This window comes from Enterococcus sp. 3G1_DIV0629 (genome assembly GCF_002141285.1).
GTDB lineage: Bacteria > Bacillota > Bacilli > Lactobacillales > Enterococcaceae > Enterococcus_B > Enterococcus_B lactis.
In genome coordinates, this window is record NZ_NGLI01000001.1 from 347,253 (window position 1) to 361,445 (window position 14,193).

The following is a 14,193-nucleotide window of genomic DNA, read 5'->3' on the forward strand; positions in this document are numbered from 1 at the left end:
GTGGCTGAATGAGTAACCAACGATATATCTTATTAACTCTGATAAAGATTTTAGTGGTGATCTTATTGCTTATCCTTCTTTTTGTAGCCGGAACGATGATTGGATATGGTGTCATCGGTGGTGGCAATCCATTTAAAGTATTTCAACCAAGCTTGTGGATTCATATTCGAGACTTTTTTCATTGATAATTAATTACGGTGGTTCTAGTCGATAGGAAATGAGCCATGAAGCAGCATAGGATAAAAGAAAACAGAAGGGAACGTTGACTTTAGTCGCGATCCCTTTTTTTAGTAAAAGAAAAGAAGGAATCTAGTTGATGAAGAAGATATTGATTTATTTAGTTAGAGGATATCAGCGCTTTATTTCGCCTGCATTTCCTCCTAGTTGCCGCTATTATCCAACCTGTTCTAATTATATGATAAAAGCAATTCAAACTCATGGTGCGCTAAAAGGGACGGTAATGGGGACGGCTCGGATCTTACGCTGTCATCCCTTTGTCAAAGGCGGCATCGATTATGTACCTTTGACCTTTCAATTAACGAGAAATAAGAAAGATAAAAAAGAACCAGATTATAAAAAGGTTGTGAAAAATACGGGTAGCACTGAGCAATAAAGAAACAATTTGGAAAATAGCTTCCCATATTTTGCAAAATTGTGAGTTATTGCCGAAGTGCTGGATGTTGAACACCGTCAAAAAAAGGTTGTGAAAAATACGGGTAGCACTGAGCAATAAAGAAACAATTTGGAAAATAGCTTCCCATATTTTGCAAAATTGTGAGTTATTGCCGAAGTGCTGGATGTTGAACACCGTCAAAAAAAGGTTGTGAAAAATACGGGTAGCACTGAGCAATAAAGAAAAGAGAGAGTGACTATCAAAGCAACGACTTCATGACTACATATATGGAGGTCAAAAATGATCGAAGAACTCAATAAGATAGATTTACCATGGTCCTTGTTATTAGATGCAGATCCTGATAAAGAAAAAGTTCAGGTATATGTTTCAAAGGGAAACGGCTGGATATGGAAAGAAAAAGAAAAAACAATAGGTATACTGATCTATATAGTAAGGGAAAAAGAATTCGAAATCGTTAACGTAGCTGTAGAACCTTCGCATCAAGGAAAAGGGATTGGTGGGAAACTCCTTGAGACAGCTTTTCAGAAGCTTTCACAACTTGCTTCCAGTCAAACTCAGATCATCGTACGAACCGGCAGTACTAGCAGTGCTGCGTTACATCTCTATCAAAAAATGGGCTATGTGGAGATTGGTCGAGTCAAAGATTATTTTATCCATCATTATTCTAAACCGATTTTTGAGAACGGAGAACAATTGCGAGATCAAGTGATTTTAGCAAGTCACTTACACAAAACCAGCTTTAACGAATAGACTTGTGATCCGAGAAAATGCTTTCAAATACTGAAAATATACATTACAATAGCTTTAGCAAGCAAAAAGGAGAATATTTTTATGGGGATATTAGTTTTTGATTTTGGCGGGTCGGCTGTCAAATATGGTTGTTGGGATAGTAAAGATGTCAAAGGCAAGGGCCAATTTACAACGCCTGAATCTTGGGAAGAAATGAAAGCGCAATTATTACAAGTCTATAAAGACATGAGTCTTTCCTTTGAAATTGAAGGAATTGGGATCAGCTCACCTGGAGTAGTGAATAATGAGAAACAGGTAATTGAGGGCATCAGTGCGATTCCTTATATTCATGGCTTTAATATTTTTAGAGATTTGGAAACTTTGTTTCAACTTCCGGTAACGATTGAAAATGACGCCAACTGTGCCGGAATGGCTGAGTTTTATGAAGGAGCTGCTCGTGATTATCAAGATGTTGCTTTTGTCGTGGTAGGAACTGGGATCGGCGGGGCGATGTTCACGAAAGGCCAAATCAATAAAGGTGCACATCTTTATGGTGGAGAATTCGGTTTGATGTTCTTAGAGGGCGATCAGACATTTAGTAAACTTGGTACAGCCGTACAGATGGCTTGGCGGTATTGTGAACGCAAAGGAGTCGATAAGAATACTTATACCGGAAAAGACGTCTTTGAATTAGCAGAAACCGGGGATGAAATAGCAAAAGAAGAAGTTGAGAGTTTTTATACGTACCTTGCAAAAGGTTTATTCAGTATCCAATTTTCATTCGATCCGGAAGTTATCGTATTAGGCGGTGGTGTTTCTGCAAAGGATGGGCTCATTGATGAGATCCAAAGTAGAATGAAGAAGTTGACAGATCAATTCGACCTGCATGATTTCGAGCCACAGATCCTATTGTGTGAATACAGAAACGATGCTAATCTTGTAGGCGCAGCGGCCAACTATATCGCTATAGGTCAAGGGGAGAATTAAGAGCTTTAGAGAAGTCGCCTCTTGTATAAAAGAAGATGAAATGGACAAGAGATTTTTACCTAAGGAATGTTTTATTGGCTGCAATATGATAAAATGTCTGAGAGGTGAAAATGATGTCAAAAAAAAATAAAGATATTGAAGTGCGTATCGAAGAAGTAAAAAAAGATATCAAAGGTAAGAATTATGAAGTCACTCAGTTATTTATAGGGAAAAAAATGATTGGTGAAATTTTAGCCTATGGACCAAAAGAATATGAAATTTTCTTTGGTGAAGAAGATTTTGGGAAAGAAAAAAGTCTTGAAAATGCGATAGAAACAGTGATTCGTCACTGGAATCTGCACGAATAAAAAAATATCAAAAAAACTTTCAATAAAGGGTTGCAAAAATCTGGAAAATTAGGTATTATAACTAAGTCAGGTTGATACAAACCTTTCGGAGGAGTAGCGAAGTGGCTAAACGCGACGGACTGTAAATCCGTTCCTTAGGGTTCAGTGGTTCGAATCCACTCTCCTCCATTTCATTGGGGTATAGCCAAGCGGTAAGGCAAGGGACTTTGACTCCCTCATGCGTTGGTTCGAATCCAGCTACCCCAGTATAGCACAACCGTAGGCTCTCGTTAGTTCGAGAGCTCTTTTTTTTGCTTTGCTACCTTGTTCCTTGAAGATTCTGTCAATTTAAGATAGAGTTAAGTTAACAAAAAGAATTGGAGGGGTCAAAATGAAGTGGAAAGAAAAAGTAGACGAAGCAGCTGAAAAGTTATATGAATTGGTCAAATCAGAAAAATACGATATCGAAGTGAACATTCCTAAAAAAGGCGAAAAAGCAGTCCATGTAAAATCAAAACGCCCAACGAATCATACAAAAAAATGGATGGCTAAAAACCGCTAATAATAACAAAAGATCCATAAATCGGCATTTTCAGCGATTATAGGGTCTTTTGTTATTTTCTCAATTGGACATATCTAGAAAATGAATTCTATTAATAGGAATGGGAAGAAAGATTTGTACCTACATCATCTGTTTATGGATAGAATCCTTTATCTTTTTCAGTTGTGAATCAGGTATATACCAGTTATAATAGAAGAAACGAAAGGACGGGTGTACGTTATGTCGAATCAATTACCTGTATATATACAGATTCATGACCAATTAAAAAATGAAATCGAACAAGGTATATGGAAAGTCGGAGACCGTCTTCCTTCAGAAAGAGAATTAGCAGTGAAATTCAATGTCAGCCGTATGACGTTGAGACAAGCAATTCAAAACTTGGCAGATGAAGGAATCTTAGAAAGAAAGATCGGTTCGGGTACATATGTTGCGCGAGAAAAAGTACAAGAAAAGATGTCTGGCGCGACAAGTTTTACAGAAATCATGGAATCGCAAAATAGAGTACCGTCTAGTCGAACAATCTCTTACTTTTTGACTTCGCCAAGCTCAAGTGAAATGGAAAAACTAAACTTGAGTAAAGATGACACGATCTTGCGAATGGAACGTATTCGTTTTGCAGACGATGTCCCTATTTGTTTTGAAGTAGCCAGTGTTCCGCAAAAGTTGATCGATGGCTACAGCAAAGCAGAGATTACTGAATCGCTGTATCGCACATTAGAAGAAAAAGGCGGAAAAAAAATCGGTCCAGCGAATCAAACGATTACTGCTGTATTGGCTTCTGAGAAAATCGCAGACTATTTAGAGGTGAAACGAGGAGATGCAGTTCTTCGTTTGCGTCAGATTTCCTATTTTGAAGATGGTACGCCATTTGAGTATGTGCGTACGCAATATGTAGGAAATCGTTTTGAGTTTTATTTGGAAAAATAAAAAACAGGTGATCCCTGATTCCTTATTCGAAAAAAAGAGAATCAGAATCACCTGTTTTTATATATGATCAGTTATCAGTTGCTCGTGATAAGAAACAGGGCCTTCTTCAAATTGGACTTGTCCGTTCAGCAGCTCAATGATGGATTCTTTAAAGCTGTCAGCATTTTTTTCATTCACTGCACAGATGACGATGACCTGATCAGTGTATTGGATTTCTTTTATGAAAAAATGCTGTAGTTCAAGATAATTTTGTAATTTTCCTAGTTGCGGATACGTGATCACGATGGAGATCTCCTGTTGCAAGGTACCTTCTACGATTCCAATGTCGGACAATGCTTGAGAGACCGCATGAGTGTATGCTCGTATCAATCCGCCCGTGCCGAGTTTCGTTCCTCCAAAATATCGAGTGACTACTGCAACTACATTGATCAGTTGATTTTTTTTGAGGACTTCCAACATCGGTACGCCCGCCGTTCCACTTGGTTCGCCATCATCGCTGCTTCGTTGGATCTCATTTTTTTCGCCAATGACGAAGGCACTGCAGTTATGGTTTGCTTTCCAATGTTCTTTTTTTATTTCTTGGATGAAGTTTTTCGCTTCTTCTTCTGATTCTATTCGTTTAAGAGAACAGATAAAGCGTGATTTCTTGATTTCGATCTCACTTTGTCCATTTTCTTTGATTGTACGATAACGTTCGATCATCTTGTCACCTCTTTTTTTTCGGTTGCTTTATTCAGTATAAAGAAAGTTCTAGGTTGTTTCAACACTATAACGGTTGCGCAATTGCTGTAGTATGCGATAATAAAGACAAAGGCAGGTGGATCCGGGGATGAAGGAACGAATGAAAAAGTACGATGCAATTACGCATTATTTGAAGAACAACGGCGGCTTCCAAGTAACATTGACCTTTACCCAATTTGATGAACTGTTGTTTCCCAGTAACGGACTTCCCAAAACAGCCAGGGAAAGCACAGATTGGTGGGCAAATGACTATAAACATCCAGAAAAGGGTGCCTACGGCTGGTTAAATGCAGGCTATGAAGTAGTGGTCATCAATTTGGATAAAGAATATGTCGTATTCAATAAATTAGTGAAATCTAGCTGGCTATTTGATTAAATAAACCGTGTTTAGAAAACGTTGACAAATTTCTTTCTTTTTATATAATAGAGTAACAGACGCTAAGAAAACGTTTGCGTAGTCTGTTTTAAAAAGGAGAGAAAAGTATGGCTAAAAAAACAATCATGCTTGTATGTTCGGCTGGTATGAGCACAAGTTTGCTCGTAACAAAAATGCAAAAAGCTGCGGAAGCAAAAGGAATCGATTCTGATATTTTCGCTGTGTCAGCTTCTGATGCAGATAATAATCTTGCAAATAAAGATGTAGATGTACTGTTATTAGGACCTCAAGTTCGCTTTATGAAAGCTGATTTTGAAAAACGTCTGGAACCAAAAGGCATTCCTTTAGACGTCATCAATATGGCTGATTATGGAATGATGAATGGCGAAAAAGTATTAGACCAAGCAATTACATTGATTGGTGAATAAATAGATTATATAGAACTATCGAACAAGCAATCCAAAAAAAAGATTGCTTGTTTTTTCGTATATTTTTTTAGGGCGAATGATATGAATCATTTTTGGGGCAGAAGGCTTCTTACGAGAGAGATTGAAGCAATGGACTGTGAGGAGGGAAACTTACCAAATTATAAGAAGATTGCAGCAGTAGAACATTTAGGTAACAGGATTCTTTGTCATCGTTGTGGAGTGAAAACGCCTGTCTTTGAGGGACTGCTTGCAGACTATGGCTATTTTTGCATACATTGCTTGTCTTTAGGGCGATGCGACAGTCAACAAGAGTTATATTTATTTGATCAGCCAAAAGCAGAACCTCGAGAAGTCGTCTTTTCTTGGACAGGACAGCTTACTGAAAAACAAACGGAAATCGCAGAGAGGATACTTTATCATTCAGAAAAAAAACACCATCTTATTTGGGCGGTAACAGGTGCAGGAAAAACAGAAATGCTTTATCCGATTTTAGTGAAAACGTTAAAAGCTGGAGGAAGAGTAGCCATTTGTACACCGCGAGTCGACGTTTGTAATGAATTGTTTTTACGCTATCGTCCTGTTTTTCCAGAAGAAACAATCATGTTGCTCCATGGGAACACAACAACAGCTTATACCTTTAGTTCTTTTGTTATCTGTACGATTCATCAACTATACCGTTTTTATCGATCCTTTGACTTATTAGTAATTGATGAGATTGATGCTTTTCCTTATAGCGGGGACACTGGGCTAGCTCACGCTGTGCAAACAGCAATCAGATCAGACGGCCGATTCATCTACTTAAGTGCCACGCCTGATGAGAAGTTACTAAAGGAAATCAAGCAGACATTTGAGCTCCACAAACTTGCCTTGCGCTTTCATCGGCGCTTGCTTCCTGAACCCGTACTTGTTTTCATGAATAATTGGCGACAAAAATGTGGGAACAAAAAGAAAATCAACTCTTTGGTGCGAATCATTCAGCAACTAATCAAAGAAAACCGTATCCTTTTATTTTGTCCAAGTATTACGATGATGCATCGTTTAAAAGTCACACTGCAAGAAGCTTTTCCAGAATATGAGATAACAGATGTTTCTTCACAAGACGATCAACGGGCAAAAAAAGTTCAGAAAATGCGAGAAGCAACATACGAGATACTGTTAACCACGATGATCTTAGAAAGAGGAGTCACATTTGAAAGAATCTCTGTCATCGTTTTAGGAGCAGATCATCCAGTTTTTACTAAATCCTCTTTGGTGCAAATCGCAGGAAGAGCTGATCGTAAAGGTCCTTATACGAACAGTCGGGTCTATTTTTTCTATGAAGAAAAAACTTCAGCTATTCGAAAAGCCTGTCAAGAAATCAAAGAAATGAACGAAGAAGGGAAGAAGATGCTGTGAGATGTAGTTGCTGCAGTAAAGACATCATCCAAAATTTAACATTCAGCGAGATCATCGGTGTGTCGAAATATAGACTTCCTCAGACATGTTCAGTTTGCCGCGCACAATTCCATTTATTGGAAGCAAAAGGTTGTGCAGGTTGTCAAAAACCAATCAATTTGAAATACGAGGATACAAAAAAGAAAGCAAAGACTAGTTTCGTTTACTGCAACGACTGTCAAGAATGGAAGAAGAAATATCCTGCATATGATTTTCAACACCGCGCCTTTTTTACGTACGATGAAAAGATGCAAGCTTGGATCAATCGGTACAAGTTTATGGGAGACATCCGATTAGCAGGGACTTTTGCATATAAATGGACTCAGATAAAAAAAGATTACCCGGCATATGTTTATTGTCCAATACCTTTATCTGAAAAAAGGTGGCTAGAAAGAGGATTCAATCAAGTAAGTGAGATGTTGAAAGCAGCAAAAATTCCTTTTCAGATGCTACTCAAAAGAGAGCAGCATCTGCTTGCTCAAGCAAAAAACACGCGAAAGGAAAGATTGGAGATGCCTCAGCCTTTTGAGCTTGCTGTACCCTTTTCTAAGATACAACATAAAAAAATATTGATTATTGACGATGTCTATACAACAGGTCAGACACTTTTTCATGCAGCAGATTGCTTGCAGACCGCACAGCCGAAAATCATCCGAACCATTTCTTTGGCAAGATGAATCAGATGTGGAAATTTGATAGCGATTTAATTTGCAAATAACCTAGAGTTCGATATAATAGAATTAAGAAGAGGGAAAGAGTGGTCCTTCTCCTTCTTGATTGTGGTAGACGAAAGGGGTAATTTTTATGTTTAGATATAATGTACGCGGCGAAAATATCGAAGTAACTGAAGCGATTCGCGACTACGTTGAGAAAAAAGTAGGCAAACTAGAACGCTATTTCAGTGACGCACCCGATGCTACGGCGCATGTGAACTTAAAAGTTTATACAGAAAAAACAGCAAAAGTGGAAGTAACGATCCCATTACCTTATCTTGTATTACGTGCCGAAGAAACTTCTCCAGATCTATACGCAAGTATCGATTTGGTTGTTGACAAATTGGAACGCCAAATCCGCAAATTCAAAACAAAAATCAATCGTAAATCCCGTGAAACGGGCATGAATACTGCAGATGCTGCTGTTTTATTCAATGGAGAGGAAGAAAACGAAAACGATTCTGAATTAGATATCGTACGTACAAAACGCCTTTCATTGAAACCAATGGACAGTGAAGAAGCAGTCTTACAAATGAACATGCTGGGACATAACTTCTTTATTTTTGAAGATGCAGAAACAAATGGTACAAGTATCGTTTACCGCCGAAAAGATGGAAAATACGGATTGATCGAAACAGACTGATCAGCCATACTTAAATAACATCAAAAACTTGCAGCAGCTGTCAATAGCTGCCGCAAGTTTTTTTGAGTTCGTCTCTTTTCTAGTTAAAATATGAATAAATTATGAAGTTCTTACTTTAATACGATTAAGATATTTCAATTATCTATAACTAATGATAAAATGAAAAGTAGAGTCTACATAGTCTGGATAATACACAGAAGGAAAAGGAGATTACACAACGCATGGCCAATTTGATTCGTTCACTTATCGAAAACGATAAGAAAGAACTAAAACGTTTAGATAGCATTGCAAAAAAAGTTGAATCATACGCTGACCAAATGGCAGCATTAACTGATGAACAATTACAAGCAAAAACTGCTGAATTCAAGGGCAGATACCAAAAAGGAGAAACATTAGATCAATTACTTCCGGAAGCTTTTGCAGTCGTTCGGGAAGCAGCAAAACGTGTATTGGGGTTATATCCATACCACGTACAATTGATGGGTGGGATCGTGCTTCACGATGGGAATATCCCTGAAATGCGTACTGGTGAAGGTAAAACCTTGACCGCAACGATGCCGGTGTATCTGAATGCTTTGACTGGCGAAGGGGTCCACGTAGTTACCGTCAATGAATATTTAGCAACCCGTGACTCGACGGAAATGGGCGAGCTTTATAATTTCTTAGGATTGACAGTTGGGTTGAATATCAACTCAAAATCTTCGGATGAAAAACGCGAGGCTTATAATTGCGATATCACTTATAGCACAAATAATGAATTAGGATTTGACTATTTGAGAGACAACATGGTCGTTTACCGCCATCAAATGGTACAACGTCCGCTGAATTATGCCATTGTCGATGAAGTTGACTCGATCTTGATTGATGAAGCGAGAACGCCGCTAATCATTTCAGGGCAAGCAGAAAAATCAACAGCTTTATATACAAGAGCAGACAACTTCGTGAAACGTTTGAAAGAAGAAGAAGATTACAAAATCGATGTACAATCAAAAACAATCAGTTTAACGGAAGCAGGGATCGAAAAAGCTGAAGAAACATTCGGTTTGGACAACTTATATGACATTGAAAATACTGCATTGACCCATCACTTGGATCAAGCATTGAGAGCCAACTACATCATGCTTTTAGACATCGATTATGTTGTTCAAGATGGAAAAGTATTGATTGTTGACCAATTTACGGGCCGGATCATGGATGGACGCCGTTATTCAGATGGTCTTCATCAAGCAATCGAAGCTAAAGAAGGCGTAGAGATCGAAGACGAAACGAAAACGATGGCGACGATTACTTTCCAGAACTATTTCCGTATGTACAAGAAACTTGCGGGGATGACTGGTACAGCTAAGACAGAAGAAGAAGAGTTCAGAGAGATTTATAATATTCAAGTATACCAAATTCCGACAAACCGTCCGGTCATCCGTGACGATCGTCCAGATTTGCTTTACCCAACATTACAAAGCAAGTTCCATGCTGTCGTACAAGATATCAAAGATCGCTACCGCAAAGGACAGCCTGTCTTAGTCGGAACTGTTGCGGTTGAAACATCTGAGTTATTATCAGATATGCTGAATCAAGAACGTATTCCTCATGAAGTACTGAATGCGAAAAATCACTTTAAAGAAGCAGAGATCATCATGAATGCGGGTCAAAAAGGCGCAGTGACGATTGCTACCAACATGGCTGGTCGGGGAACAGATATCAAGCTAGGGCTTGGCGTAAGAGAACTTGGTGGCTTAGCAGTTATCGGGACAGAACGACATGAATCTCGTCGTATCGATAACCAGCTTCGAGGACGTGCAGGACGTCAAGGAGACCCTGGTATGTCACAATTCTACTTGTCTTTAGAAGATGATTTGATGAAACGATTCGGTTCAGAACGAATCAAAGCTTTCTTAGATCGAATGAAGATCGGTGACGAAGACGCTGTGATCCAAAGCAAGATGCTGACGAAACAAGTAGAATCTGCACAAAAACGCGTAGAAGGAAACAACTACGACACACGTAAGAACGTCTTGCAATACGATGACGTGATGCGTGAGCAACGTGAAGTAATCTATAAACAGCGTCAAGAAGTAATCATGGAAGAAAAAAGCTTATCTAAACCACTGATGAATATGGTCAAACGGACAATCAGTCGTGTGGTAGATGCGCATACGCAATTAGAAAAAGAAAATTGGAATTTGGAAAGTATCGTCGATTTTGCTGGCAGCACGCTTGTCCATGAAGACAGTATTTCCCTTACAGATATCGAAGGAAAAACCCCTCAAGAAATCAAAGAATATCTAAACGAACGAGCACAAGAAGTATTCAATACCAAAGCAGCTCAATTGAACGGACCAGAGCAGCTGCTGGAATTCGAAAAAGTCGTGATCTTACGTGTCGTGGATTCTAAATGGACAGATCATATCGATGCAATGGACCAATTACGTCAGTCAATCGGCTTGCGTGCCTATGGTCAAAACAATCCATTAGTCGAATACCAAACAGAAGGCTACAAGATGTTCGAAGATATGGTAGGTGCCATTGAATATGAAGTCACTCGTATCTTCATGAAAGCTGAGATCCGTCAAAACGTACAGCGTGAGCAAGTTTCTCAAGGAACAGCTTCTCACTCAGAAGATGGAGATGCCAAAGAAAACAGTAATACTAGCGCGAAAAAACAACCAATCCATGTGAACAAGGTTGGTAGAAATGATCCTTGTCCTTGTGGAAGCGGGAAAAAATATAAGAACTGTCACGGAAAAGATGCAAACTAATTTCTGACAGCAGGATTGGTGAGACAAATTCTTTTTTAAAGAATTCGTCTCACCTTCTTTCTGTTATTTGCCGATTCTGTTAGACTAGATATAATGAAAAAAGTATAGTGAAAGAAGGAAAAAAACATGGAAATATCCGAAATTCGAAATCTCCTGACAGAAATGCAGGAAAAGGTCACAAGCTTCAGGAGGTCTCTTTGACTTAGACCAGCTGGAAGAAGACATTGCGGAAGCAGAAGCAAAAATGGCTGAACCTGGTTTTTGGGATGATAGCGAAGCTGCTCAAAAAGTGATCAGTGAAAATAATGCAAATAAAGAGACCTATGATCAATTCCATTCTCTTGCTGAAGAACTGGAAGAAATCGAATTGATGGTGGAGATGTTGCAGGAAGAACCTGATGCAGCAATGCAAGAAGAAGCAGAAACACGTATCAATGCGCTAGATGAAAAAATGAAGACATATGAATTATCTATGTTGTTAGATGGTCCTTATGATCGAAACAACGCCATCGTTGAATTGCATCCAGGGGCTGGCGGAACGGAGTCCCAAGATTGGGGCAGTATGCTTTTACGTATGTATACACGCTGGGCAGAGCAGCATGGGTATCAAGTAGAGACACTAGATTATCAAGCAGGTGATGAAGCAGGAATCAAGAGTGTGACCCTACTGATCAAAGGACACAACGCATTTGGTTATCTGAAATCAGAAAAAGGTGTTCATCGCCTTGTACGTATCTCGCCTTTTGACTCAGCGAAACGACGTCATACTTCTTTTTGTTCGGTAGATGTGATGCCAGAGCTTGATGAAACGATCGATATAGAAATCAATCCAGATGATTTGAAGATCGACACATATCGGGCAAGTGGCGCAGGTGGTCAGCACATCAATAAGACAGAATCCGCTGTACGAATCACTCACTTGCCTACAGGAACAGTAGTAGCGAGTCAGGCACAACGTTCACAATTGAAAAACCGTGAACAAGCGATGGGGATGCTGAAAGCTAAGCTTTACCAATTAGAAGTGGAAAAGAAAGAACAAGAAGCAGCTGCACTGCGAGGAGAACAAAAAGAAATCGGCTGGGGATCACAGATCCGTTCTTATGTTTTCCATCCATATTCTATGGTAAAAGACCATCGGACAAACGTAGAGACAGGAAATGTCCAAGCTGTTATGGATGGAGATCTTGATTTATTTATTGACGGCTATTTGAAAATGCATCTGTAATAAGAGCCCTTTGTTAAATTGAAATAAAATTGTAAGATTTTGCAAGCAAGTTGAAACATTGCCATGCTATAATAGCTAAAGACTGAAAAAGATATGGAGAGAACGCCATGATTGAAATGAAGGATGTAATGAAGAAGTACTCAAACGGTACCACTGCTATCCGCAATCTCTCGATTGTCATCGAACAAGGAGAGTTTGTTTATGTTGTTGGTCCGTCTGGAGCTGGTAAATCTACATTCATCAAATTGATGTATCGAGAAGAAAAAGCTTCAAAAGGAACTTTGAACGTCGCAGGTCATGATCTAATAGCCATCAAAAACCGCGAAGTTCCTTATCTACGCAGAGAAATCGGCGTGGTGTTCCAAGACTATAAATTATTGCCAAGAAAAACAGTATATGAAAATGTTGCGTACGCCATGCAAGTTATCGGCAGAAAACCTCGGGATATCAAAAAACGAGTAATGGAAGTGCTGGATCTTGTTGGTTTGAAACACAAAGTCCGAGTCTTTCCTAGCGAATTATCTGGTGGGGAACAACAACGTGTTTCTATTGCCCGAGCAATCGTAAATACGCCTAAAGTACTTATCGCGGATGAACCGACAGGGAATCTGGATCCGGAAAACTCATGGGAAATCATGAAACTATTAGATCGGATCAATGCACAAGGAACAACTGTCGTGATGGCTACACATAACAGTACGATCGTAAATACGATTCGACACCGAGTAATTGCTATCGAAAACGGCCGCATTATTCGAGACCAAGCGGAAGGGGAATATGGATACGATGATTAGAACCTTTTTCCGCCATTTATTAGAAAGTATCAAGAGTTTGAAACGTAACGGCTGGATGACAGTCGCTTCAGTCAGTGCGGTAACGATCACGTTGACTTTAGTTGGCGTATTCATGGCGGTCATCATGAACGCAACCAAATTAGCACAAGATATAGAAGGAAACGTGGATGTATCTGTGTTCGTAGACATTGGTACAAAAGACGAAGAGATGAAAAAACTAGAAAAAGAATTAAATGACTTAGATCATGTCAAGAAAGTCGAATTTTCAAGCAAAGAACAGGAATTGAAGAAAATCCAAAACGAAATGGGTGATTCTTGGAAATTGTTTGAAGGGGATAATAACCCGTTATATGATGTATACGTAGTAAGTGCTACCGATCCTTCTTATACAAAACAAGTAGCAGAAAAAGCGGCAGATTTGAAGAATGTTTCCCGTTCTGATTACGGTGGGGCTTCCTCAGATCGGATTTTCCAAATTGCTGGTGCAGTTCGAACATGGGGATTAGTTGCGGCGGCATTGCTGTTGTTTGTAGCAATGTTTCTCATTTCTAACACGATTCGGATCACGATTTTATCTAGACAGCGTGAAATCCAAATCATGCGTTTAGTAGGGGCAAAAAATGGATATATCCGCTGGCCATTTTTCCTTGAAGGTGGTTGGATCGGCTTAATCGGTGCCATTCTTCCGATACTGATCATTACATTTGGTTACGCATGGTTTTACCAATTGATCAATCCGTCATTATTACGATCTCATTATTCATTGATCCATCCAGAAAATATCGTTTGGAAAATCAATCTTTTGATGGTCGGTATTGGTGTGATCATTGGTTCACTCGGCTCGATCATCTCTATGAGACGTTTCTTGAAATTCTAGTGCCACAAGATAAATATAATCAGAAAGTTGGACGATTTCGT

Annotated in this window: 17 protein-coding genes and 2 tRNA genes; 18 read left to right on the top strand and 1 reads right to left on the bottom strand. The window is 39.1% G+C overall.

Annotated elements, in window-relative coordinates; genetic code table 11:
• Positions 1-8 precede the first annotated feature (8 nt).
• The 9 genes from A5816_RS01695 (at position 9) to A5816_RS01735 (ending at position 4,165) form a co-directional block, all read left to right on the top strand.
• The gene (locus A5816_RS01695; RefSeq protein WP_002292789.1) at positions 9-185 is read left to right on the top strand and encodes a DNA-directed RNA polymerase subunit beta; all 177 of its coding nucleotides are present in this window, start codon (positions 9-11) and stop codon (positions 183-185) included.
• A gap of 131 nt (positions 186-316) precedes the next feature.
• Positions 317-613 (top strand): membrane protein insertion efficiency factor YidD, encoded by a 297-nt coding sequence (yidD, locus tag A5816_RS01700; RefSeq protein ID WP_002329491.1) that lies wholly within the window; start codon positions 317-319, stop codon positions 611-613.
• Positions 614-913: 300 nt separating this feature from the next.
• Positions 914-1,384, top strand: coding sequence for an N-acetyltransferase (locus tag A5816_RS01705; protein WP_086310542.1), 471 nt, complete (start codon positions 914-916; stop codon positions 1,382-1,384).
• An 81-nt stretch (positions 1,385-1,465) separates the two neighbouring features.
• Positions 1,466-2,350 (top strand): ROK family protein, encoded by an 885-nt coding sequence (locus tag A5816_RS01710; RefSeq protein WP_086310543.1) that lies wholly within the window; start codon positions 1,466-1,468, stop codon positions 2,348-2,350.
• Positions 2,351-2,460: 110 nt separating this feature from the next.
• Positions 2,461-2,697 carry a DUF2969 domain-containing protein gene (locus A5816_RS01715; protein WP_002316425.1) on the top strand — a complete coding sequence of 79 codons (237 nt, stop codon included), beginning with the start codon at positions 2,461-2,463 and terminating at the stop codon, positions 2,695-2,697.
• Positions 2,698-2,784: 87 nt separating this feature from the next.
• Positions 2,785-2,865 (top strand) — tRNA-Tyr (locus A5816_RS01720).
• Between the two features lie 6 nt (positions 2,866-2,871).
• Positions 2,872-2,943, top strand: a tRNA-Gln gene (locus tag A5816_RS01725).
• Positions 2,944-3,067: 124 nt separating this feature from the next.
• Complete coding sequence (locus A5816_RS16165) at positions 3,068-3,238, top strand: hypothetical protein (RefSeq protein WP_086310544.1); 171 nt, start codon at positions 3,068-3,070, stop codon at positions 3,236-3,238.
• Between the two features lie 219 nt (positions 3,239-3,457).
• Entirely contained in the window at positions 3,458-4,165 is a 708-nt protein-coding gene (locus A5816_RS01735; protein WP_002292782.1) for a GntR family transcriptional regulator, read from the top strand.
• Between the two features lie 57 nt (positions 4,166-4,222).
• Here the strand turns inward: A5816_RS01735 and A5816_RS01740 are convergent, their stop codons facing one another.
• On the bottom strand, positions 4,223-4,867 hold the full coding sequence (locus A5816_RS01740; protein WP_086310545.1) for a YigZ family protein: 645 nt from the start codon (positions 4,865-4,867) through the stop codon (positions 4,223-4,225).
• 127 nt (positions 4,868-4,994) lie between these two features.
• On the opposite strand from A5816_RS01740, the gene A5816_RS01745 reads away from it, so the two are divergent.
• The 9 genes from A5816_RS01745 to ftsX all read left to right on the top strand — a co-directional run bounded on the left by A5816_RS01745 (position 4,995) and on the right by ftsX (position 14,152).
• Complete coding sequence (locus tag A5816_RS01745) at positions 4,995-5,282, top strand: hypothetical protein (protein ID WP_086310546.1); 288 nt, start codon at positions 4,995-4,997, stop codon at positions 5,280-5,282.
• Between the two features lie 107 nt (positions 5,283-5,389).
• Positions 5,390-5,710 carry a PTS sugar transporter subunit IIB gene (locus A5816_RS01750; RefSeq protein WP_002292778.1) on the top strand — a complete coding sequence of 107 codons (321 nt, stop codon included), beginning with the start codon at positions 5,390-5,392 and terminating at the stop codon, positions 5,708-5,710.
• Positions 5,711-5,791: 81 nt separating this feature from the next.
• Positions 5,792-7,105: a DEAD/DEAH box helicase family protein gene (locus A5816_RS01755; protein ID WP_086310547.1), complete on the top strand. Its 1,314-nt coding sequence runs from the start codon at positions 5,792-5,794 to the stop codon at positions 7,103-7,105.
• Positions 7,102-7,821 (top strand): ComF family protein, encoded by a 720-nt coding sequence (locus A5816_RS01760; RefSeq protein WP_086310548.1) that lies wholly within the window; start codon positions 7,102-7,104, stop codon positions 7,819-7,821. The genes A5816_RS01755 and A5816_RS01760 overlap by 4 nt, the downstream gene beginning before the upstream one ends.
• Before the next feature lie 127 nt (positions 7,822-7,948).
• Positions 7,949-8,500 (top strand): ribosome hibernation-promoting factor, HPF/YfiA family, encoded by a 552-nt coding sequence (gene hpf, locus A5816_RS01765; protein WP_002292771.1) that lies wholly within the window; start codon positions 7,949-7,951, stop codon positions 8,498-8,500.
• A 221-nt stretch (positions 8,501-8,721) separates the two neighbouring features.
• Complete coding sequence (secA, locus tag A5816_RS01770) at positions 8,722-11,256, top strand: preprotein translocase subunit SecA (RefSeq protein ID WP_002400544.1); 2,535 nt, start codon at positions 8,722-8,724, stop codon at positions 11,254-11,256.
• A gap of 126 nt (positions 11,257-11,382) precedes the next feature.
• Positions 11,383-12,481, top strand: a protein-coding gene (gene prfB / locus A5816_RS01775) for a peptide chain release factor 2 (RefSeq protein ID WP_179189639.1) whose coding sequence is annotated in 2 segments (ribosomal slippage) — positions 11,383-11,454 and positions 11,456-12,481 — 1,098 coding nt in all. Because the reading frame shifts where the segments join, the coding sequence is not laid out codon by codon here.
• 107 nt (positions 12,482-12,588) lie between these two features.
• Positions 12,589-13,275 carry a cell division ATP-binding protein FtsE gene (gene ftsE, locus A5816_RS01780; RefSeq protein WP_002292768.1) on the top strand — a complete coding sequence of 229 codons (687 nt, stop codon included), beginning with the start codon at positions 12,589-12,591 and terminating at the stop codon, positions 13,273-13,275.
• Complete coding sequence (gene ftsX / locus A5816_RS01785) at positions 13,268-14,152, top strand: permease-like cell division protein FtsX (RefSeq protein WP_002292767.1); 885 nt, start codon at positions 13,268-13,270, stop codon at positions 14,150-14,152. The genes ftsE and ftsX overlap by 8 nt, the downstream gene beginning before the upstream one ends.
• Positions 14,153-14,193: the final 41 nt, after the last annotated feature.

Bases quoted from the DNA above. Each gene is read 5' to 3' on its own strand.
- A5816_RS01695 (WP_002292789.1), top strand. From the start codon at position 9: ATGAGTAACCAACGATATATCTTATTAACTCTGATAAAGATTTTAGTG.
- yidD (WP_002329491.1), top strand. From the start codon at position 317: ATGAAGAAGATATTGATTTATTTAGTTAGAGGATATCAGCGCTTTATT.
- A5816_RS01705 (WP_086310542.1), top strand. From the start codon at position 914: ATGATCGAAGAACTCAATAAGATAGATTTACCATGGTCCTTGTTATTA.
- A5816_RS01710 (WP_086310543.1), top strand. From the start codon at position 1,466: ATGGGGATATTAGTTTTTGATTTTGGCGGGTCGGCTGTCAAATATGGT.
- A5816_RS01715 (WP_002316425.1), top strand. From the start codon at position 2,461: ATGATGTCAAAAAAAAATAAAGATATTGAAGTGCGTATCGAAGAAGTA.
- A5816_RS16165 (WP_086310544.1), top strand. From the start codon at position 3,068: ATGAAGTGGAAAGAAAAAGTAGACGAAGCAGCTGAAAAGTTATATGAA.
- A5816_RS01735 (WP_002292782.1), top strand. From the start codon at position 3,458: ATGTCGAATCAATTACCTGTATATATACAGATTCATGACCAATTAAAA.
- A5816_RS01740 (WP_086310545.1), bottom strand. From the start codon at position 4,867: ATGATCGAACGTTATCGTACAATCAAAGAAAATGGACAAAGTGAGATC.
- A5816_RS01745 (WP_086310546.1), top strand. From the start codon at position 4,995: ATGAAGGAACGAATGAAAAAGTACGATGCAATTACGCATTATTTGAAG.
- A5816_RS01750 (WP_002292778.1), top strand. From the start codon at position 5,390: ATGGCTAAAAAAACAATCATGCTTGTATGTTCGGCTGGTATGAGCACA.
- A5816_RS01755 (WP_086310547.1), top strand. From the start codon at position 5,792: ATGAATCATTTTTGGGGCAGAAGGCTTCTTACGAGAGAGATTGAAGCA.
- hpf (WP_002292771.1), top strand. From the start codon at position 7,949: ATGTTTAGATATAATGTACGCGGCGAAAATATCGAAGTAACTGAAGCG.
- secA (WP_002400544.1), top strand. From the start codon at position 8,722: ATGGCCAATTTGATTCGTTCACTTATCGAAAACGATAAGAAAGAACTA.
- ftsE (WP_002292768.1), top strand. From the start codon at position 12,589: ATGATTGAAATGAAGGATGTAATGAAGAAGTACTCAAACGGTACCACT.
- ftsX (WP_002292767.1), top strand. From the start codon at position 13,268: ATGATTAGAACCTTTTTCCGCCATTTATTAGAAAGTATCAAGAGTTTG.